This window comes from Nonomuraea mesophila (genome assembly GCF_004352805.1).
GTDB classification, from domain to species: Bacteria; Actinomycetota; Actinomycetes; order Streptosporangiales; family Streptosporangiaceae; genus Nonomuraea; species Nonomuraea longispora.
The window spans coordinates 68,875-87,695 of record NZ_SMLD01000006.1 but is presented as its reverse complement, the minus strand read 5'-3'; the positions used below and the strand labels follow the sequence as shown (position 1 = coordinate 87,695).

Genomic DNA, 18,821 nt, shown 5'->3' with positions numbered 1-18,821 from the left:
CCTCAAGCTTATGCACTAGCACAGTAAGCTAAGTCACTAGCTAGGCGGTGTCCGTGCTCCATCGAACGCTCCCAGGAACTCCCCGTGCCATCGAAGACGCTCGTACGTGGATCAAGAAAGCCCTGAGCACCAGACAGCGCCCCCAGATCTCCGTCGCCGACGCCGTCCACGTCGGCGCCCAACTGGTGGCCACAGCAGTCCGCCACACTCCCAAAGGCGGCGTCGTCGAGATCAACCTGATCCCGGCACGGAACGGCGGGCTCGTCATCGAGGTCAAGGACCCCAACTCGCCCGCCGCTCCGCACGTCGGCTGCTGGGCGAAGATCTCCTGCATGGTGAGGGGCTTCGGCACGAGCACGTCCATGGAAGGCGGCCACATCGCGTGGTGCGAACTGCCCGAGGCGATCACCTCGGGCCCGACCCGCAGGCCGGACCCGTGACTCCGCCACGCGAACCGGCGGGCGACCCCCGATGGGTCAGCCGGCGCGACCGGCCACCCCCTTGCTTCAGCCCTCATGTGAGCCCGCCGACGTCCCATTGCGAACAGCTCGTCTGGAGCGTTCCAGAACGATGGGCTCCCGCGGGGCGCGTTCTGGCCTGGACGTGCGGCTGCGAACCGACCTTCTACGAGCTGCGCCAAGCATGCGGCCTGCGCTTCATCCGCAGGATCGAGAAGAGGAACGCCCTGGTCGAGGAGAGCGATCGGTGGCGCGCGGGAATCGCGGCGGCACAGTGGAACGCCCTGCTCATGGGCCACCTCCGATAGATACCTGCAGGCATCCCACGAGTCTTGGTGACGGCGGCCCGGGTTCAGGACTTGATCAGCGACCTGTACGCCGCACGCACGTCCGATTTGGACGACTTGACGAACTTCTCCGGGGGCGGGCCGGTGTCGACAGACCCGTAGTACGTGTAGTGGATGCGAGGCGGGCAGCTGGAGCCACCGATCTGCACGCTGCGCGGGCCCACGCGCTTGCCGGTCCGCAATTCGTACACACGAACAGGGATCTTCCGCTTCCTGAAGGTCACGTTCTGGATCCCGCCGATGGCAAAGGTGCTGTTGTAGGGGCAGGTTCTGACCGCGGCACCGTCCTTGGTGTCGCCGGCGCAGATCACCAGCACCGCGTCGGCAGGGTCCTTGGCCAGCCAGGAGGAGGGCAGCTTCCTCTTGTGATCGCCCCTGCCGAACAACATCGCGCGGTGCGGCCCCTTGCCCCGGTAGGGGGCCGCACCGCGATAGGGCGCCGGCTTGGCGCAGTACTTCGGCTCGTCGCCGCCCTTGAGCAGCCGCCGTACGTTCGCGAGCTCGATCTGCAGCCCGGCCCGGTCCTTCCCCTTCTTCGCCCTGGCCACGAGGTCGTCCTCGGGGTACTGGTCGAGCAGCTGCTCGTACTGCGCCTTGGCCTGCTTCCAGTCCTTGTCCTTCGCGAGGTCGTCGCCGCATCCGACGATCGCCGCGGGCGCGACCTTCGGGACGACGTCCGCGGCGCGGTCCAGCACGCCGCCGCCGGCCGGACGCCCGGCCAGCCAGTCGGTGATCGTCTTGGTGTCGCAGGCGTCCTTGACGGGCAGGCCGCCCAAGAACCCGTCCAGGACCTTGCCCACCTCGCTCTCCTGGCCGGCGAACTCCCCCAGCACCTGCGACAGGTGCCCGAAACCCGCCGCCAGGGCTTTGGTGTCGCCGGTCAGAGCGGTGTTCAGTTCGCCGGCGGCCTGCGCGAGGAAGAGGTCGGCCCTGCGCCCCTCCGCACCCTGCCACAAGGCTCCCGGATGAGCGCGGTAGGTCTCGAGCGTGCCGGCGGCCAGCAGCCGATCGTCCGCGGCCTGCCGCCCGGCTTTCACCAGCAGCCGGCAGGCCGCGATGCTGTCCTCGGCCCGGGCGGTCAGCGGGGCGTCGGCCACCCGGTGCCCGGCCCACAGCCCTCCCAGGATCGACAGCGCCCGCGTGCAGTCGTCCCGGCGGTGGGCCGCCGCGGCGTCCTGTTCGATCCTGGAGGCGTCGAACCTCAGGTAACCGACGGCCAGCAGCACGACGAGGGCCGTACCGAGTCCGACGAGCCGCTGCGGCCGCACCCACCCGCGCCAGTCCGCCACGGCCACCGGCCCGGCCTTCCGCACCGGTTCGCTCGGCCGCAGTCGCCCGCCCGCGAGCCACCAGCCGTGCGCGACGACACCGGCCCACCACAGGAGCACCACACCCTCGAACCAAGCGACCCGCGCGACCAGGGCGAGCACGGCGAGGAGCACGACCGTGACCGCGCCGGTGCCGAGGGCGAGTCCGCGCCGGCCCATCATCAGGTAGCCGAGGCCGAGCAGTGAAGCATTGCCGAGGGCCACGGCCGGCGGGTCGGAGGCCGGCTCCCGTCGAGACGAACGGTCACCGGGGCTCACCGGAATCGGATCCATCGTGGCGCTTCCTCCTGTGAACGGTTCATCGCCCTGTTCAAGGCGCCCACCATTGTGGGCGCCCGGGTCCGGGAGGGGTCCCGGCGACGTTTCCGGCGCGCACTCGATGAGGGCCGCGCGATCTCATGAGTCGGGACGGCCGAACATGATCAGGCCGAGGGACGCGAGTGTGAGCAGGCCCAGTGCGACACCGGCGAGCACGGAGGCGTCCACCACCGACACGGGTTCGTCGTCACCGGCCAACTTGGCGTCCGCCGCTCCCTCGGGGTCATAGCGCACGAGGACGCGCTGGTTCACCTGCAGGACGCGGTCGGACTCCATGATCGAAAGAGGGCCCTGGGCATCGCAGTCCAGCCGGTAGACGGGAACGGTAGCGGCCCCGTTGACGCCCTCCATCTCGGTGACGCCGAGGACCCGGCAAGCGGTGAGCCGGCCGCGCTCGTGCATCGCCCGCTCGCTGAACGCGGCCGGAACGGTACCGGTGAAGATTAAGGCGACGAGCCCGGCGACGACCACGCCAAGCGGTTGAGCCCCCGCCTTGGCCAACAGGGCCAGCCATCCCCTCATCATCAGGAGAGCCGCCACGACGAACGCCAGCAGCGCCCCTCCCTTCATGTCGTCCGGCCCGGCGGTGAGCGCCCACGCCATGCCGGCCACCGCAGCGGCGAACAACGACAGCAGGCCCACCATCGCGATGCATTGCACCAGCCGCCGCACGCCTGTCCCCTCCGTCCGTCGGTTCGCGGGCCCGCTCCGATCGGTTCAGCCGTTCTGCCTGGCCTGAAATTCTGCCCTCGGCCGCGGACACGTAGGAAGTGAAAGCCCGCAGCGGGTGAAAGTCCGGACGAGGATGACGTGTGAGTGAACAAGACGAGCGGTCCCGGTATGAGGCGGTGTACCGGCGAACCTACGAGCAGATCCTCGGATATGCCATGCGGCGGTGCTCGTCTCCTGAGGACGCCGCTGATGTTGTGGCCGAAACCTATGTGATCGCCTGGCGACGGATGACCGATCTCCCTGACGGCGAGGCCGGCAGGCTCTGGTTGTACGGCGTGGCCCGTCGGGTTCTGGCCAACCACCGCCGTAGTGAGCGGCGAAGGCTTACCCGGCACACCGAGCTCACCGACGAGATCGAAGCCCTGTATGCCGCCCCTTCCCACCACAGTGAGCAGGACAGCGTGGGCGAAGCCATGGACATGCTCGCCGGCGGCGATCGAGAAGTGCTGGCGCTGGCCCTTTGGGAGGGGCTCGACCCCGGCGAGATCGCCACTGTGCTGGGCTGTTCCCGTAACGCCGCCCGCATCCGTCTGCACCGGGCTCGCAAGCGCTTCGCCAAGGCTCTGGAGAGGACCCGCCCATCGGCCACCGGTTTCGCGACACGGCCGCTCATCGAGAAGGAGTCAGGGTGAACGACGACCAGATCTTCAAGGACCGGGCGAGGGTGCTGGACGAGGACCTGGCCGGCCGGGCGTCCACCGCGGGGGCGGACGCGCTGCTGGCGGAGATCGTGTCGCTGGAGCGTGTTCCGGCGAGGCGGCGGCTCCTGCCCTCCCCCGGCCGCGCGCTGCTCAGCCTGGCCGCGGCCGCCGCCGCCGTAACGGTCATCGCCCCAGCGATATTGTCTGACGGCACGATCTCTGTCGCGCCTCAACCCAGCACGACGGTGTCCGCGACGGCCGAACCGACCGCCCGGCAGATCCTGCTCGCTGCCGCCGTCGCCGTGGAGAAGGCTCCTGCGAGCGGCGACTACTGGCGCATCGCGACCGTCAACCAGTGGACGAGGCCCGACCCCACACGCAGCTATGTGCTCGAGGGCAGCGGGTCCCACGAGACGTGGCTGGCGAGGCGGCCGGATCTGAAGTACTGGCGCATCCGGCAGAAGCTCGGCGTCAAGCCCGCCACCCCGCAGGACGAGGCGGCCTGGCGGGCCGCGGGGGCGCCCACCAGCTGGCGATACCCCAAGGACATGAAGACGGAGAACCTGTTCTCCGTCCCGTCCAAGCCGCTGGAGGCGGCGGCGGGAGAGCGGACCGCCGAACGGCTGTACTGGGACGGCCCGGGCGGTCAGCTGGCAGGGGAGGACGTGACCTGGAAGCAGATGCGCACGATCCCGAGCGAGCCGGACAAGCTCCGGAGCTACCTGGAAGAGCGCATAGGCCGGCTGGAGCTGCCCTCCGGGATGGACGCGAAGGAGGCGAGGGCGTACATCCTGCTGCGAGACTGCGTGGACCTCATCAGTGGCCTGCCGGCCTCGCCCGAGGTTCGGTCATCCGCGTACCGGATCCTTGCGTCTCTGCCCAGCATCCGGGCCGAGGGGGAGATGACCGATCCGCTGGGCCGGCGCGGGCAGGCGCTCACCTATCAGGAGGAGATAGAGCCGGGCCTGTTCTCCAAGGTTCAGCTCGTGATCGACCCCAGCACTGGCCTGCTTCTCGCCGAGGTGAGGACGAACACCACCAAGCTCGCGAACGGGCGGCAGGCGGAGCTGCGTCTCTCCACCTCGTTCCAGGCGATCGGCTGGACCGACGACCGCCCGGACCTGCCTGCACATCGGGACTGAGCCCCTACCGGCGGGCATCTCGCGGGTGAGATCATCGGTCGGCCCAGTTCATCCCTTTCTCGTACGACGTCCCCGGGCGACACTGGACGGCATGTCCAATATCGCACCCGCTCCCCCGCTGCGCGGCCGCGGCGAGGAGGAACGTGTCCTGCTCCGGTTACTGGACGGCGCCCGCTCCGGCTCCGGCGGCGCGTTGCTCCTGGCGGGAGCGCCGGGGATGGGGAAGACGGCGCTGCTCGACCTGGCCGCCGCGCACGCCGGACAGGACTTTCGCGTGCTGCGCGTCTCGGGGGTCGCGTCGGAGTCGCACCTTCCGTACGCCGGTCTTCACGCTGTGCTGCGCCCGGTCGCCGCGCACGCCACGGCGCTGCCCGCGACGCAGCGGCGCGCCCTGGTGGAGGCCATGGAGGCGGGGACACCCTCCGGACTCGCCCTGCCCGCCGCCGTCCTCGGCCTGCTGACGGCGGTGGCGGCGCGGCAGCCGGTCCTGGCCTGCGTGGACGACGTGCACCTGCTGGACCCGGCCAGCCGGGAGGTGCTCGCCTTCGTGGCGAGGCGGGTGTCGTACGAGCCGGTGGCGCTGCTGTTCACCACGACAGCGGACCGGCTGGAAGGTGTGCCGGTCCGGGTGCTGGGCGGGCTGGACGAGGCGGCGGTGCGGGAGCTGGCCGACGACCTGGCGCCCGGCAGGATCGCCGACGACCTGCTGGCGGCGCTCGACCAGATCGCCCGCGGCAACCCCCTCGCGCTGGCCGAGCTGGTCGGCGACCTCACCCCGGACCAGTTCGCGGGCCTGGCCGCCCCGCCCGCCACGCTCCCCCGTGACGGGCGGCTGTGGCGGACGTACGCCGCCCGCCTGGCGACCTTCCCGGAGGACACCCGGCGGCTCCTGCTGCTGATCGCCGCCGATCCCGGCCTGGACGTGGCGACGCTGGTCCGCGCCGCCCGCCCCGCCTGCGCGCTCACCGCCCTGGAACCGGCCGAACGCGCGGGCATCCTGCACACGGCGGGAGACCGTTACGACTTCGACGACCCGGCCGTACGCGGGGTCGCCTACCACGGCGCTCCTCTCGCCCGTCGCCGCCACGCCCACCGCGTACTGGCAGGGCTTCTGGAGGAGCAGCACGCCGACACCCCCGAGGGCCGGCTGCGGCGGGCCTGGCACCGCGCCTGGACGCTCGACGCGCCGGCAGGACCGGACGCGGAACGGCTGGCCGGCGAGCTGGCGGCGGCGGCGCCGAACGCCCGCCCGCCCGGCGGGCCGGAGCCCTACCTCGCGCTCGAACGTGCCGCCGAGCTCACCGAGCACGGTCCGGTCAAGGCCGAGCGGCTGGCCGCCGCCGCCAGGCACGCGTGGATGGCGGGACGGCCCCAGGTCGCCCGCGCGCTGCTGGCCAGGCTCCGCTCGCTGACCGCGCCCGACGACGTACGCGGCCGCGTGCAGCTGCTGCGCGGCAGCCTGGAGCTGCTGCGCGGCGAGACCGGCAGCGCCCGCGAGGAGCTGCTGGCCGCCGCGGCCCGCCTGCTGACCAGCCACCGCACGCTGGGTGTGCGCGCGCTCGTCAGGGCCGCCGACGCCAGCTACCGGGCGGGCGACAACCGGGCGTTCATCGCGATCGCCCGCCAGGCCGCCGCGCTGCGCCGCCCCGACGACGGAGCCGCGGCCCAGCTCATGTTCGAGTACCTGGCGGGCATGGCCTCCACGTTCAGCGGCTCGCACCAGGAGGCCGCCGGGCCGCTGCGGCGCGTGGTGGAGCTGGCCGGCTCCGTACACGATCCGGCGGTGCTCGTGTGGGCGTGCGTGGCCAGCCTGCTGCTCGGTGAGGACGCCACCGCGCACCGCCTGTCGGCCCGCGCCGTCGAGGCGGCCCGGCTGCGTGGCGCCGCCTCCGCCGTTCCGCAGCTGCTCGAGTACATGATCTATCCGGAGATCTGGATGGGCAGATACGCCTCCGTCGCGGCGACCGCGGCCGAGGGTCTGCGGCTCGCCCAGGACACCGGCCAGCTCAACACGGCGGCGCAGCACCTGGCCTGGCTGGCGATGACGGCGGCCGTCGAAGGCGACGGGGACACCTGCCGGGTGCGGGCCGACGCCGCGATCGAGATGGCCGACGCGCACGAGCTGGGCATCGCGGGCGCCATCGGCACCTGGGCGCTGGCCTGCCTCGACCTGGCCGCGGGTCGTCCCGCCGACGCCGCCGCCCGGCTGCGCGCCGAGCGGCGCAACAACCACGTCGTGATCCGCGTCATGGCCACGCCGCACCTCATCGAGGCGTGCGCGCGTACCGGAGACCGCGACCGCGCCGCGGCCTCGCTGCGCGTGCTCGAACGCTGGGTCGGCAGCACCCGCAGCCCCGACCTGCGCGCGCTCGTGGCCCGCTGCCGGGCGCTGCTCGCCGCGCCCGGCGAGGCGGACGAGCTGTTCCGCGAGGCGCTCGACCTGCACGGGCAGGGCGTGTGCGAGTTCGAGTCGGCACGCACCCGGCTGCTGTACGGCAGCGCGCTGCGCCGCGACCGCCGCCCCGGCGCCGCGCGGAACCATCTGCACACGGCGCTGGAGACGTTCGAACGCCACGGCGCCCGCCTGTGGACCGAGCAGGCGAGGACCGAACTGCGCGCTTCCGGCGACCCGGTGCGTCCCACCCGGCAGGCCATCCCGGGGCAGCTCACGGCCCAGCAACTGCGGATCGCCCGCATGGTCGCCGAGGGCGCCACCAACAAGGAGGTGGCCGAGCGGCTGTTCCTCAGCCGGCGCACCGTCGAACACCACCTGAGGAACATCTTCGACCGGCTCGGCGTCCGCTCCCGCGTCGAACTGGTACGGCTCATGTCCTGATCAGGAGGCCGGTGATTTCACCGATGCACGGCTGACCGCGCCTTCGAACAATGGCGACAGACAGCAGTCACCCCCACTTCGAGCAGGGAGTAAGACGACGTGCAGCTCACCACCCCCCACCGCGGCGCGCGAACGTTGACCAAGCTCGCCCTCGCCCTCGCACTCCTCGGCGGCGGCCTCGCCGCCGCTCCCGCCGCCCACGCGGCCGGCCCGTACGAGCGCGGCCCCGACCCCTCGGACGCCTTGCTGGAGGCGAGCCGCGGGCCGTTCTCGACGTCCCAGCGGAGCGTCTCCTCGCTGGTCCTCGGTTTCGGCGGCGGGGAGATCTACTACCCGGACGACACCAGCCAGGGCACGTTCGGGGCGATCGCCATCTCGCCCGGCTACACCGCCAGGTGGTCCAGCCTCGACTGGCTCGGGCCGAGGATCGCCTCACACGGCTTCGTCGTGATCGGCATCGAGACCAACACCCTCTACGACCAGCCCGCCAGCCGGGGCCGCCAGCTTCTCGCCGCCCTCGACTACCTGGTGGAGGACAGCCCGTCGACCGTACGCAGCCGCATCGACCCGTCCAGGCTCGCCGTGGCCGGCCACTCGATGGGCGGCGGAGGCTCGCTGGAGGCCGCCGACGACCGGTCCTCGCTCCGGGCGGCCGTGCCGATCGCGCCGTGGAACCTGACGAAGAGCTGGTCGGGCGTGCGAGTACCGACCATGATCATCGGCGGTGAGAGCGACAGCATCGCCCCCGTCGCCAGCCACTCCGAACGTTTCTACGAGAGCATCCCGTCCTCGTCGGAGAAGGCGTACCTCGAACTGAACGGCGCCAGCCACTTCTTCCCGCAGGTCACCAACACCACGATGGCCAAGTCGATGGTGGCCTGGCTCAAGCGGTTCGTCGACGAGGACACCCGCTACGAGCAGTTCCTGTGCCCGCCGCCCAGCGGGTCCGCCATCGAGGAATACCGCGACACCTGCCCCAGCTCCTGACCGTCCATTGACGACCGCCCCTGCCACAGGGGCGGCCGTCACCGGCGTGCCGGGTAGTCGCCGACGGTCATGGAGTTGTGGGCGCGTGCGCTCCTGGTGGTGAGACGGAGGAGAGCGCGGCAGAGCCCCGCGGGCAGGGCGGACATCAGGCGGGCGCCCTGGGCCAGTCCCGACACGCCGAGGCGCGAGGCGGGGATCAGGGTCTTCGCCGCGCTGAGCGCGGCCACGCGGCCGGCGCGCACGTGCTCGGCCATCGCGCGCTCGTAGGCGGGGAAGGCGCGCTCATGGTCGCCGCCCGCTCGCGCCAGTTCCCCGGCGAGGACGTACGCGCCGACGACGGCCAGGCTGGTGCTGCCGCCGACGGCCGGGCCCGGGCAGTAGCCGGCGTCGCCGACGAGCGTCACCCTCCCCCGCGACCAGGTGTCCATGCGGAGCTGGGTGATCGAGTCGAAGTAGAACGCCGGGGTGCGGTCCAGCTCGTCCAGCCAGCGGTCCACCTCGGGGTGCATGCCCTCGAACGCACCGCGCAGCAGGTCCTTCTGCCGGGGCACGTCGCGGTGGTGGTAGCCGAGTTCGCGCTCGCTCCGGAACAGGAGCAGTGCCCGCGCCTCGCCGAGGTGCCGTGCGCCGTACATGCCGGCGGTGCGGCCGACGCCGACGTGCATGAGCAGCTCGCCGTCGCGCCAGGAGACGTCCGGCAGGGTCAGCACCCCAAGGTAGGCGCCGATGAACGCGCCGAAGCGGGACTCGTCGCCGAAGACGAGGCGGCGCACGTTGGAGTGCAGCCCGTCCGCGCCGACGACGAGGTCGAAGCGGCGCGGCGCGGCATTGTCGAACCGCACCTCGCCGTCGGACGAGATCTCGGTGATCGAGTCGCCGAAGACGTACTCCACGTCGTCGCGCGTGGCCTCGTAGTAGATCTCGCTCAGGTCGTCGCGCATGATCTCGACGTGCCGGCCGGAGGCGGCGCCGAAGATCTTGGACAGGTCGACCCGGACGGGACGCCGTGTGCCCTCCCGGTGGAGGGTCATCCGGTCGGTGCCGGTGGCCCGCTCCTCGACGCGCGGGAGCAGGCCCATCTTCTCCGAGATGTCCATCGCGGGCCGGAAGAGGTCGACCGCGTGCCCGCCCGTCCTGCGCAGCCCGGGGGCGCGCTCCACGACGGTGACCTCGAAGCCGTGTCTCGTGAGCCAGTAGGCCAGCACCGGACCGGCGACGCTGGCGCCTGAGACGAGAATCCGCGTGGCAGCCCTCTTGGCCATTCAGTCCGCCCTACGGCGTGGAACAGTCATGAGCCCACTGTCGCCGCCGGTACGCGCCGCTGGATTGGACAAATGTCGCCCTCCGCCGCCCGGCCTCGACGACCTGCGGCAGGGGGCCGGCTGCTGAGGCGGTCAGGCGGGGAGCTCGGTGCGGCGGGGGCGGCGCCGGATCTGGCCCGCGCGGGCCGCCCGCCGCAGCAGGACGATCGTGGGCGCCAGGCAGACCAGCAGGGCGAGCAGGCTCGCCTCGGGTCCGAAGGTGCCGCCGGTGAGCACGGACGGGCCGGACAGCGTGACGTTCAGCAGGCCGTGGGGCGGCGCGTCCGATCCGGAGATCACGACGCCGAAGACCCCGGCGTGGGTGAAGTTCCAGGCGAAGTGCAGGCCGATGGGCAGCCACAACGAGCGGGTGGCGACGTAGGCGGCGGTCGTCATGGTCCCGCCGGTGAGGGCGATCGCGAGGGCGCCCCACAGCGTGGCGTTGACGTTGACCAGGTGGGTCGCGCCGAACAGCAGCGTGGACACGACCAGGGCGATCACGGTGCCGGTACGTTCCTCCATGATGCGGAACACGACCCCGCGGAACACCAGCTCCTCGGCGACGGCGACGCTCGCCATCATGCCCGCGGTGCCGAGGAACCCGCCGAAGGAACCCCAGGACACCCCCTGCCAGCCGCCGAACACCGCGATCAGCACCATCAACGCGACGAACAGGCCGGACCCGAGCAGCGCCCCGCGCCGCAACAGGGACCATCGGCCCGTCTTCTCCAGTTCGGGGATGTCCGGACGGAGCTCGACGACCCGGCAGAGCCGCCGGTAGCAGGTCACGGCGACGAAGGCCAGGCCGATCCCCACCGGCAGCGCCAGCATCGGTACGGGCGAGACGAGCTGGTTGATGCCGGCGCCGGCCACCATCACAGCGAACAACGCGACAAGCAGGACGGGAAACCGGAACGTACGCAACCGGCGCCGCCCCGCGGAGAGGTCGTCCTGCGGGGTGGTGTTCTCCTGGTGCTCCGTGGACGCCACGAGCGCGATCCTCTCGATCAGGTTCCTCGCGGTGTTTTCCGCGGTGCAACGGAGATTAGAGATCGCGGCGGGCCATACCATCCCCCTGGAACGAACAATCGGGGTAGCTCTCACGAGGGATCACCCGCCGTCGTGCAGAGGTTGCACGACGGCGTTCCGACCTCCACACCCGGGTCGTTAGGCCCGGCGGCCAACAGATCGGACCATGGACGTGGCAACTGCGTATCTGGTGCTCGGCTCACCCCCGCAAGAGTCGGATCATCTGGACCTTCTCGACGATCTCCTGTGGGAACTCAAGGAACGTCTCCAGATCGACATCATCTACCAGGAGCTCGTTCCACGCGGCGAGCACCTGGTCGAACACCGCTACCTGGGCGAGGACGAGGCGGTACAGGTGTCCCTGGCCAACGACTCCAAGACGCCCGTCGACTACCTCATGGTCACAGCCCCTCATGACCTCGCACCCGCTCTGGTGACCTTCCTGAAGGATCACCTTCCTGTCGTGGAACCTGAGGAACTGCGTAACCGCGCCCGGGAACGGGCCGCCGACGATCCCGGAGTCCTCGTGGCCTTGGCGATCGCGGCCAGCGATCCGGACGAGGAAACCGAGTTCCTGATCCGGCAGGCCCTGCAGAGCCCGGAGGAGAACCTGCGGCACGCCGCGATCGAGGCAGCCGCTCTCACCAGCTGGCCGACCCTGTTGAGCCCCCTCGTTCACCTCTACCTGAACCACCCGGAAACCGACACGCGACTGCTGGCCGGCCGGTCGGTCCAGGCCCTGATCGGAGCCTGCCCTGCCGGCGGGTCACCGGCCACACACACCCCCGCGAAGTGACCCGCTCCAGGCGGCGGCCGCCCTCGCGGGCGGGCCGCTGATCCGTCCGTGACCGCAGGCGACGTCCAGCACCTGGCGGCCCGCGAGCAGTCCCAGCAGGTCGAGCAGGCGTACGGACGCGGGATCGTCGACGTCGTCGGTCCAGCCGGCCGTGTAGAAGCCGGCGACCTCGTCGTAGCGCGCGGCCTTCGGCAAGGCGCCGACCCGACGTGTCGCCGGGGCGCGTTTCGAGGCACGTTCGTCGAGCGCGGAACGGCGTCCCGGCAAAGAATCCGCCACGGCGGCGCATGATTCCGGTGTGCACCCCGCCACCGCCTCACCGGCCGGTAGGAAGATCGGCCCCGGGTCGAGCAGGCACGGCGGTCAACGCGGGGGTAGGACATGGGCATGGCCCGGGTCGCGACGGTCATCACGCTGGCCGCGCTGGGCGGCGGCGCGGCCGCTCCGGCGGCGGCGGGCGGGCTCGATGCCGGCAGATCACCGTTCACGAGCGGATCACCGTCGATGGGCGGGCCGCCTTCAGGCGGTGGGCCGGCGGCGAGAAGCGGGCCGGCGGTCGCGGGCCTGCGGATCGCTCAGAGCGTCGTCCCCGACCCGTTGCTCATCGGCAGGCAGGCCGTCCACACGGTGACCGTCACCAACGTCGGGGAGGCGACCGCCGAGGCCGTGACCATCACCGGCGCCCTCGACGAGCACGTGTCCCCCGGGCCGCTCCCCGACGGGTGCGAGCTCACCGGCCGGACCATCACCTGCGGCGGACCGGCCCTGAGGATCCCGGCGGGCCGGAGCGTGACCCGTTCGTTCCCCGTCGTGATCGACTCCGGGCTCTCCGACGGCACCGCGCTCACCAGCCGGGCCGAGGTCACCGCGTCGGGCGCGCAGGGCGACTCCTCCCAGCTGGTCACTGAGGCCAGGGCGGCCGGGGCCGACGTCACGATCACCAAGGCGGCGACGCTCACCGCCGGCGGCGCCATCGCCTACGCGGTGACCGTGGTCAACGAGGGGCTCACGCCGGCGACCGGCGTGACAGTACGCCACTCGGCCGGCGGCCGGGCTGCGATCGCCGACCGCCCGGCGGAGTGCCCGGGAGCCGGTCCGGCGCTCGTCTGCCCCCTCGGCACGCTCGCGCCGCGCGAGAGCAGGACGTTCATGTTCACGCTCGCGCCCGGCGAGCCCGGACTGGTCGAGAACTGCGCTACCGTCAGCGCCGAGGGCGACGAGGCGAACACCGCGAACAACCGCGCCTGCACGTCCACCGCCATCGAGCCGCAACGGGCGCCCGCCCCTGCGGGCACGCCCTCCCCGGACGAGGCCACCCCGGCCGGGAAACCCTCCAAGAAGAACCGCGCGCGGGCCGGGCACGAGCCGCGCCACGCCGCCCCAGGCGAGCAAGCGGAGCCGCACGAGCACCGCGCGGCCGAGCGGAAGCGGAAGCAAGATTGGGAGCGGGCGCCGCGCGCCCGGCGGCTCGACGACGGGCGGCCGCTCCCCATGACCGGCGTGTCGGTCTGGGTGCTCGGTCTCGGGACGGCGGTGTTGCTGGCGATCGGCCTGCTCGTCCGTTATTTCTCCCGCCGCGACCGGGCCAGCGGGATGCCCTGACTCCAGCCGCTGCGCGGCGCCAGCGCGTCGCGCGTCCACGTACCGAGCACGAGGAGCGTCTTCGTGCCCGTCACGTCGCCGGCCCTGCGCAGCCGGTCGATGACCTGCTGCAGGTGCCCGAGGTCGCGCACCCGTACGTGGATCAGCGCGTCGGGGTCGCCGGCGATGGTGAAGACCTCCTGCACCTCGGCCACGTCGGTGGCCGTGCGGACGATCTCGCTGACCGGGGTGGTGCCGGGGTAGCGCAGCTCCGTGAACGCCTCGATGCCCCATCCGAGTTTGGCGTAGTCGATCTGGACGGTGAACCCGGTGATCACGCCCAGGTCCCTGAGCCGGTCGACGCGCCGTTTGACGGCGGCCACCGACAGGCCGACCCGCTCGGCCATCTCGGAGAACGTCCTGCGCCCGTCCTCCCGCAGCAGGCGCAGCACCTGGTGGTCGATGTCGTCGACGTCCGGCATGCGAGAAACCTTCCCTTGAGCGCAAACAAATTCGGCAATCTGGCAGGTGGCCGTACATTGTTTGCGTCTTGTGCGCACTTTCTCGTCCCATACTTGCGCATCATGTGCCCACATTGCTGTGCTGGGACTCCCACGTACGAAGCCAGGAGGTCGCATGAGCCCCAGCGAGACTCCCGCCCCCGTGTCACTCGACGACAAGTACGCGGCGCCCGACGGCCGGGTGCTCATCTCCGGCGTCCAGGCCCTGGTGCGCCTGACGCTGGAGCAGCGCAGGCTCGACCGGGCGCGCGGGCTGGACACGCGGGCGTTCGTGTCCGGCTACCAGGGATCCCCGCTGGGCGGTGTGGACCTGGAGATGGGACGGGCGGCGCGCTTCCTGGACGACATGGGCGTGGTGTTCAAGCCGGGACTGAACGAGGAGCTCGCGGCCACGGCGGTGGCCGGCACGCAGCTGCTCGGCCAGGTGCCAGGCCGGCGCCACGAGGGTGTGACGGGCTTCTGGTACGGCAAGAACCCCGGCCTCGACCGGGCCGCCGACGCCATCAGGCACGCCAACACGGCGGGCACGACCCCGCTCGGCGGCGCGGTGGCCTGGATCGGCGACGACCCCGGCTGCAAGTCGTCCACGCTGCCCAGCTCGTGCGAGCCGATGTGCCAGAGCCTGGCCATGCCGCTGCTCGCGCCCGGCTCGGTCGCCGAGATCATCGAGTTCGGGCTGCACGCGGTGGCCCTGTCGCGCGCGACCGGGCTGTGGGCCGGGCTGAAGATCGTGGCCGACATCGCCGACGCCTCTGCCACCGTCGACCTCGCCCCGCTGCGCGAGCACATCCCGGCCCCCGACCGCGCGGCCCGCGCGTCGTCCCCGATCCTGCTGGGTTCTGCGGCGCTGGACGCGGAGCACGACCTGCTGACCCGCCGCCTCGACCTGGCCCGCGCGTACGCCCGCACCCACCGCCTGAACCGGGTGATGTCGGGCGAGGGCAACACCGCGCTGGGCATCGTCGCCTCCGGCACGACGTACACGGTGGTGCTGCGGGCGCTGGCCGACCTGGGCCTCGACCGCTCCGCCCTGGACGACGCCGGGCTGCGGCTGATCCGGCTCGCGATGCCGTTCCCGCTCGACCACGCCGAGCTGGCCGCCATGACCTGCGACCTCGACCGCGTGCTCGTGGTCGAGGACAAGGTGCCGTTCCTGGAGGGGCAGCTCAAGCAGGCCCTGTACGGCCGCGACCGGGTGCCCGCCGTGCTGGGCAGGGAACTGCTGACCGCCCGCGGCACCCTGGGCGCGGAGGACGTCGCCAAGGCGCTGCTCGCGTGCCTGGACCCCGACCGCCTGCCCCGCCCCGCCGTCACCCTCGGCCCTGACCAGGCAGGGGGCGCGCCGAAGAAGTCGCGCCCCCTGCTTCCCCTGGTCGCCGCCCGCACCCCGTACTTCTGCTCGGGCTGCCCGCACAACACCTCCACCCGCACCTCCGACGGGACGCTCGTCGGCGTCGGCATCGGCTGCCACGCGATGATCGCGCTGGACGGGCACGGGCGCGGCACCCAGGTCGGCATCACCCAGATGGGCGGCGAGGGCGCGCAGTGGATCGGGCTGGCGCCGTTCACCGACGACCGGCACTTCGTGCAGAACATCGGCGACGGCACCTTCCACCACTCCGGCTCGCTGGCGATCAGGGCCGCGGTGGCCGCCGGGGTGACGATGACGTACAAGCTGCTCTACAACGACGCCGTGGCCATGACCGGCGGGCAGCGCGCGGAGGGCCGGCTCGACGTGCCGACGCTGACGCGGGAGCTGGAGCTTGAGGGTGTACGCCGCGTCGTGGTCACCACGCCGGAGCCGGAGACGTACCGCGGGGTGCGGCTGGCGCCGATCGCGTCCGTACGGCACCGCGACGACCTGCCCGAGGTGGAGAAGGAGCTGGCGGCGCTCGACGGCGTGACGGTGCTGATCCACGACGACCGGTGCGCCGCGGAGGAACGGCGACTGCGCAAACGCGGCAAACTGCCCACCCCCACCGAGAAGGTCGTCATCAACGAGCGGGTGTGCGAGGGCTGCGGCGACTGCGGCGACGTCTCGACGTGCCTGTCCGTGCAGCCGGTCGAGACCGAGTACGGCCGCAAGACCCGCATCCACCAGGCGTCCTGCAACACCGACCTGAGCTGCCTCAAGGGCGACTGCCCGTCGTTCCTGCTGGTCGAGCCGGGCACCAAGCGGCCGCACCAGGCCCCGCCCCTGCCCGCCGAGCCGCCCGAGCCCGCCGTGCGGGTGGGCGACGACGTGCTCATCAGGATGCCCGGCATCGGCGGCACCGGCGTCGTCACCGTCTCCCAGATCCTGCAGATGGCGGCGCACCTCGACGGCCTGCACACGGCCGGTCTCGAACAGACCGGGCTGGCGCAGAAGGGCGGGCCCGTGGTCAGCGACGTGCGGATCTCGCCGCGCCCGGTCGCGGGCTCGGTGCGGGCCACGCACCGCACGGCCGACGTGCTCATCGGCTTCGACCTGCTGGGCGCGGCGGCCGACGCCAACCTCGCCGTGGCAGCGCCCGAACGTACCATCGCCGTGCTGAACACCTCCGTCGTCCCCACCGCCGCCATGGTGACCGGCCGCGCGCCGGTGCCGGGGCACGCCGGCGCGGTCGCCCGCGTCGAGCCGGCCGTCAAGGCCGTCGAGTGCGTGGCCGCCCACGAACTGGCCGACGTGCTGTTCGGTGACCACATGCCGGCCAACCTGCTGCTGCTCGGCGCCGCCTACCAGCTCGGCTGCCTGCCGGTCTCGGCCGCGTCCATCGAGCGGGCCATCACCCTCAACAGGGCCTCCGTCGAGCAGAACCTCGCCGCCTTCCGCTGGGGCCGCACCGCCGTGTCCGACCCCGCGGCCGTACGCGCGATCATGGCTCCCCCGCCGGTGCCCGAAGGATTCGACGAGGTGGTGGCCGCCCGCGCCGCCGACCTGACCGGCTACCAGAACGCCACCTACGCCCGTACGTACACCGAGGACGTGCGCCGGGTGCGCGCCGCCGCGGTCGAGCGCGCCGGCGAGCGGGCAGGCGCCGAGATCGCCCTCGCCTACGCCCGCGGCCTGCACAAGCTCATGGCCTACAAGGACGAGTACGAGGTCGCCCGCCTCCACCTCGACCCGGCCGAGCAGGAGCGGCGCGAACGCGAGTTCGGCGCCGACGCGACCGTGTCCGTGCTCCTGCACCCGCCGGTCTTCCGCGCGATGGGCATGAAGCGCAAGATCCGGCTGCGCCGCTCGGCCCCCGTGCTGTTCCGCGGGCTGCGGGCCGCGCGGGTGCTGCGCGGGACGGCGCTCGACCTGTTCGGCCAGGCCAAGGTACGCCGCGTCGAACGCGAGCTCGTCACCGAATACCGTGGCATGGTGCGCGCCGCCCTGACCCACCTCACCCCCGGCACCGCCGACGCCGTCACCGAGATCGCGGGCCTGCCCGACCTGATCCGCGGGTACGAGGACATCAAGCTCGCCCGGGTCGCCGAATTCCGCGAGCGCGCCAGGACCGCACTGGCGCGGCTGGACGAGCCCGCCCCGTCGACCCAGGAGTGACCGTGACCGTCGACCGCCTGCTTCCCGACCAGGACGCCAAGGACCTCATCGACCTGACGCGCGAGATCGCCGACAAGGAGCTCGCGCGCCGGGTGGACGAGCACGAACGCGCCGAGACCTACCCCGACGGGCTGTTCGCCACGCTGGGCGGCGCGGGGCTGCTCGGGCTGCCGTACCCGGAGGAGCTGGGGGGCGGCGGGCAGCCGTACGAGGTCTATCTGCAGGTGATCGAGGAGCTGGCCATGCGGTGGGCGGCCGTCGCGGTCGCGACCAGCGTGCACACCCTCGCCTGCTTCCCCGTCTTCGCCTACGGCACCCCCGAGCAGCGCGAACGGTGGCTGCCCGACATGCTGGCAGGACGGATCGTCGGCGGCTACAGCCTGTCGGAGCCTCAGGCCGGATCCGACGCCGGCGCCCTGACCTGCAAGGCCGAACGGGTCGAGAACGGCTACCGCATCACCGGCAACAAGGCGTGGATCACCCACGGCGGCATCGCCGACTTCTACGCCCTGTTCGCCCGCACCGGCGAAGGATCACGCGGCGTCTCCTGCTTCCTCGCGCCCGGCACGGCCGACGGGCTGACGTTCGGGCGACCCGAGGAGAAGATGGGGCTGCACGCGGTGCCCACCACCAGCGCCCACTGGGACGGCGCCGTCCTGGAGCCCGACCGGCTGATCGGCGAGGAGGGGCAAGGGCTGCAGATCGCCTTCAGCGCCCTCGACTCCGGCCGGCTCGGCATCGCCGCCTGCGCCACCGGCCTCGCCCAGGCCGCGCTCGACGAGGCCGTCGCCTACGCCAAGGAACGCCAGACGTTCGGCAAGCGCATCATCGACCACCAGGGCCTCGGCTTCCTGCTCGCCGACATGGCGGCCGGGGTGGACAGCGCGCGGGCGACGTACCTCGACGCGGCCCGCCGCCGCGACGCGGGACTGCCGTACAGCCGGCAGGCGAGCGTCGCCAAGCTGGTCGCCACGGACGCGGCGATGAAGGTGACGACGGACGCGGTGCAGGTGTTCGGCGGGTACGGGTACACGCGGGAGTTCCGGGTCGAGCGGTACATGCGCGAAGCCAAGATCATGCAGATCTTCGAAGGCACCAACCAGATCCAGCGCCTCGTCATCAGCCGACACCTGGCCAAGTAACCCCTGGCATGCGGTACTCTCGCCCCCCTGTGCTGGGGGCGGGGTTCTTGAGGGAGGTACGTGTTTCGCTGTCCCAAGGGATGGAGCCGTGGGCACGGGTGGCCTGGCTGGCCTGGACCTGCGTCGTCGCGGG

General features: G+C 72.1%; 15 protein-coding genes. 9 read left to right on the top strand and 6 right to left on the bottom strand.

Annotated elements, in window-relative coordinates; all coding sequences use genetic code 11:
* The first annotated feature begins 53 nt into the window (after positions 1–53).
* Positions 54–440: an ATP-binding protein gene (locus E1295_RS03985; RefSeq protein ID WP_132628279.1), complete on the top strand. Its 387-nt coding sequence runs from the start codon at positions 54–56 to the stop codon at positions 438–440.
* 370 nt (positions 441–810) lie between these two features.
* Here the strand turns inward: E1295_RS03985 and E1295_RS03980 are convergent, their stop codons facing one another.
* Together E1295_RS03980 and E1295_RS03975 are read right to left on the bottom strand one after the other, a co-directional pair.
* Positions 811–2,406, bottom strand: coding sequence for a tol-pal system YbgF family protein (locus E1295_RS03980; protein WP_132628278.1), 1,596 nt, complete (start codon positions 2,404–2,406; stop codon positions 811–813).
* Between the two features lie 123 nt (positions 2,407–2,529).
* The gene (locus E1295_RS03975; RefSeq protein WP_132628277.1) at positions 2,530–3,123 is read right to left on the bottom strand and encodes a hypothetical protein; all 594 of its coding nucleotides are present in this window, start codon (positions 3,121–3,123) and stop codon (positions 2,530–2,532) included.
* A 140-nt stretch (positions 3,124–3,263) separates the two neighbouring features.
* On the opposite strand from E1295_RS03975, the gene E1295_RS03970 reads away from it, so the two are divergent.
* From E1295_RS03970 to E1295_RS03955, 4 genes are all read left to right on the top strand, one after another.
* The gene (locus tag E1295_RS03970) at positions 3,264–3,815 is read left to right on the top strand and encodes an RNA polymerase sigma factor (RefSeq protein WP_132628276.1); all 552 of its coding nucleotides are present in this window, start codon (positions 3,264–3,266) and stop codon (positions 3,813–3,815) included.
* Entirely contained in the window at positions 3,812–4,966 is a 1,155-nt protein-coding gene (locus E1295_RS03965) for a CU044_5270 family protein (RefSeq protein WP_132628275.1), read from the top strand. Before E1295_RS03970 ends, E1295_RS03965 begins: the two co-directional genes overlap by 4 nt.
* A 91-nt stretch (positions 4,967–5,057) precedes the next feature.
* A complete protein-coding gene (locus E1295_RS03960) occupies positions 5,058–7,802 on the top strand; it encodes a helix-turn-helix transcriptional regulator (protein WP_132628274.1) in 2,745 nt (914 codons plus the stop codon).
* 99 nt (positions 7,803–7,901) lie between these two features.
* Positions 7,902–8,789, top strand: coding sequence for an alpha/beta hydrolase family protein (locus E1295_RS03955; RefSeq protein ID WP_132628273.1), 888 nt, complete (start codon positions 7,902–7,904; stop codon positions 8,787–8,789).
* Between the two features lie 38 nt (positions 8,790–8,827).
* Here the strand turns inward: E1295_RS03955 and E1295_RS03950 are convergent, their stop codons facing one another.
* Together E1295_RS03950 and E1295_RS03945 are read right to left on the bottom strand one after the other, a co-directional pair.
* A complete protein-coding gene (locus E1295_RS03950; RefSeq protein ID WP_132628272.1) occupies positions 8,828–10,051 on the bottom strand; it encodes an FAD-dependent monooxygenase in 1,224 nt (407 codons plus the stop codon).
* A gap of 132 nt (positions 10,052–10,183) precedes the next feature.
* Positions 10,184–11,080, bottom strand: coding sequence for a CPBP family intramembrane glutamic endopeptidase (locus E1295_RS03945; protein ID WP_246079824.1), 897 nt, complete (start codon positions 11,078–11,080; stop codon positions 10,184–10,186).
* 211 nt (positions 11,081–11,291) lie between these two features.
* On the opposite strand from E1295_RS03945, the gene E1295_RS03940 reads away from it, so the two are divergent.
* Positions 11,292–11,915: a hypothetical protein gene (locus tag E1295_RS03940; RefSeq protein ID WP_220448522.1), complete on the top strand. Its 624-nt coding sequence runs from the start codon at positions 11,292–11,294 to the stop codon at positions 11,913–11,915.
* Here E1295_RS03940 and E1295_RS03935 read toward each other — a convergent pair.
* Positions 11,886–12,110, bottom strand: a complete 225-nt coding sequence (locus tag E1295_RS03935; protein WP_132628269.1) for a hypothetical protein — start codon at positions 12,108–12,110, stop codon at positions 11,886–11,888. The genes E1295_RS03940 and E1295_RS03935 overlap by 30 nt on opposite strands.
* A 192-nt stretch (positions 12,111–12,302) precedes the next feature.
* Here E1295_RS03935 and E1295_RS03930 point away from each other — a divergent pair, with 192 nt between their 5' ends.
* Positions 12,303–13,517, top strand: coding sequence for a COG1361 family protein (locus E1295_RS03930; RefSeq protein WP_166427063.1), 1,215 nt, complete (start codon positions 12,303–12,305; stop codon positions 13,515–13,517).
* Here E1295_RS03930 and E1295_RS03925 read toward each other — a convergent pair.
* A complete protein-coding gene (locus tag E1295_RS03925; RefSeq protein ID WP_132628267.1) occupies positions 13,478–13,978 on the bottom strand; it encodes an Lrp/AsnC family transcriptional regulator in 501 nt (166 codons plus the stop codon). The genes E1295_RS03930 and E1295_RS03925 overlap by 40 nt on opposite strands.
* Positions 13,979–14,132: 154 nt before the next feature.
* Here E1295_RS03925 and E1295_RS03920 point away from each other — a divergent pair, with 154 nt between their 5' ends.
* The gene (locus E1295_RS03920) at positions 14,133–17,546 is read left to right on the top strand and encodes an indolepyruvate ferredoxin oxidoreductase family protein (RefSeq protein WP_132628266.1); all 3,414 of its coding nucleotides are present in this window, start codon (positions 14,133–14,135) and stop codon (positions 17,544–17,546) included.
* A 2-nt stretch (positions 17,547–17,548) separates the two neighbouring features.
* On the top strand, positions 17,549–18,688 hold the full coding sequence (locus tag E1295_RS03915) for an acyl-CoA dehydrogenase family protein (RefSeq protein WP_132628265.1): 1,140 nt from the start codon (positions 17,549–17,551) through the stop codon (positions 18,686–18,688).
* Positions 18,689–18,821: the final 133 nt, after the last annotated feature.

What these genes read in the sequence shown, in the direction of transcription:
- E1295_RS03980 (WP_132628278.1), bottom strand. Translation starts at nt 2,406, where the DNA reads ATGGATCCGATTCCGGTGAGCCCCGGTGACCGTTCGTCTCGACGGGAG.
- E1295_RS03960 (WP_132628274.1), top strand. Translation starts at nt 5,058, where the DNA reads ATGTCCAATATCGCACCCGCTCCCCCGCTGCGCGGCCGCGGCGAGGAG.
- E1295_RS03950 (WP_132628272.1), bottom strand. Translation starts at nt 10,051, where the DNA reads ATGGCCAAGAGGGCTGCCACGCGGATTCTCGTCTCAGGCGCCAGCGTC.
- E1295_RS03930 (WP_166427063.1), top strand. Translation starts at nt 12,303, where the DNA reads ATGGCCCGGGTCGCGACGGTCATCACGCTGGCCGCGCTGGGCGGCGGC.
- E1295_RS03925 (WP_132628267.1), bottom strand. Translation starts at nt 13,978, where the DNA reads ATGCCGGACGTCGACGACATCGACCACCAGGTGCTGCGCCTGCTGCGG.
- E1295_RS03920 (WP_132628266.1), top strand. Translation starts at nt 14,133, where the DNA reads ATGAGCCCCAGCGAGACTCCCGCCCCCGTGTCACTCGACGACAAGTAC.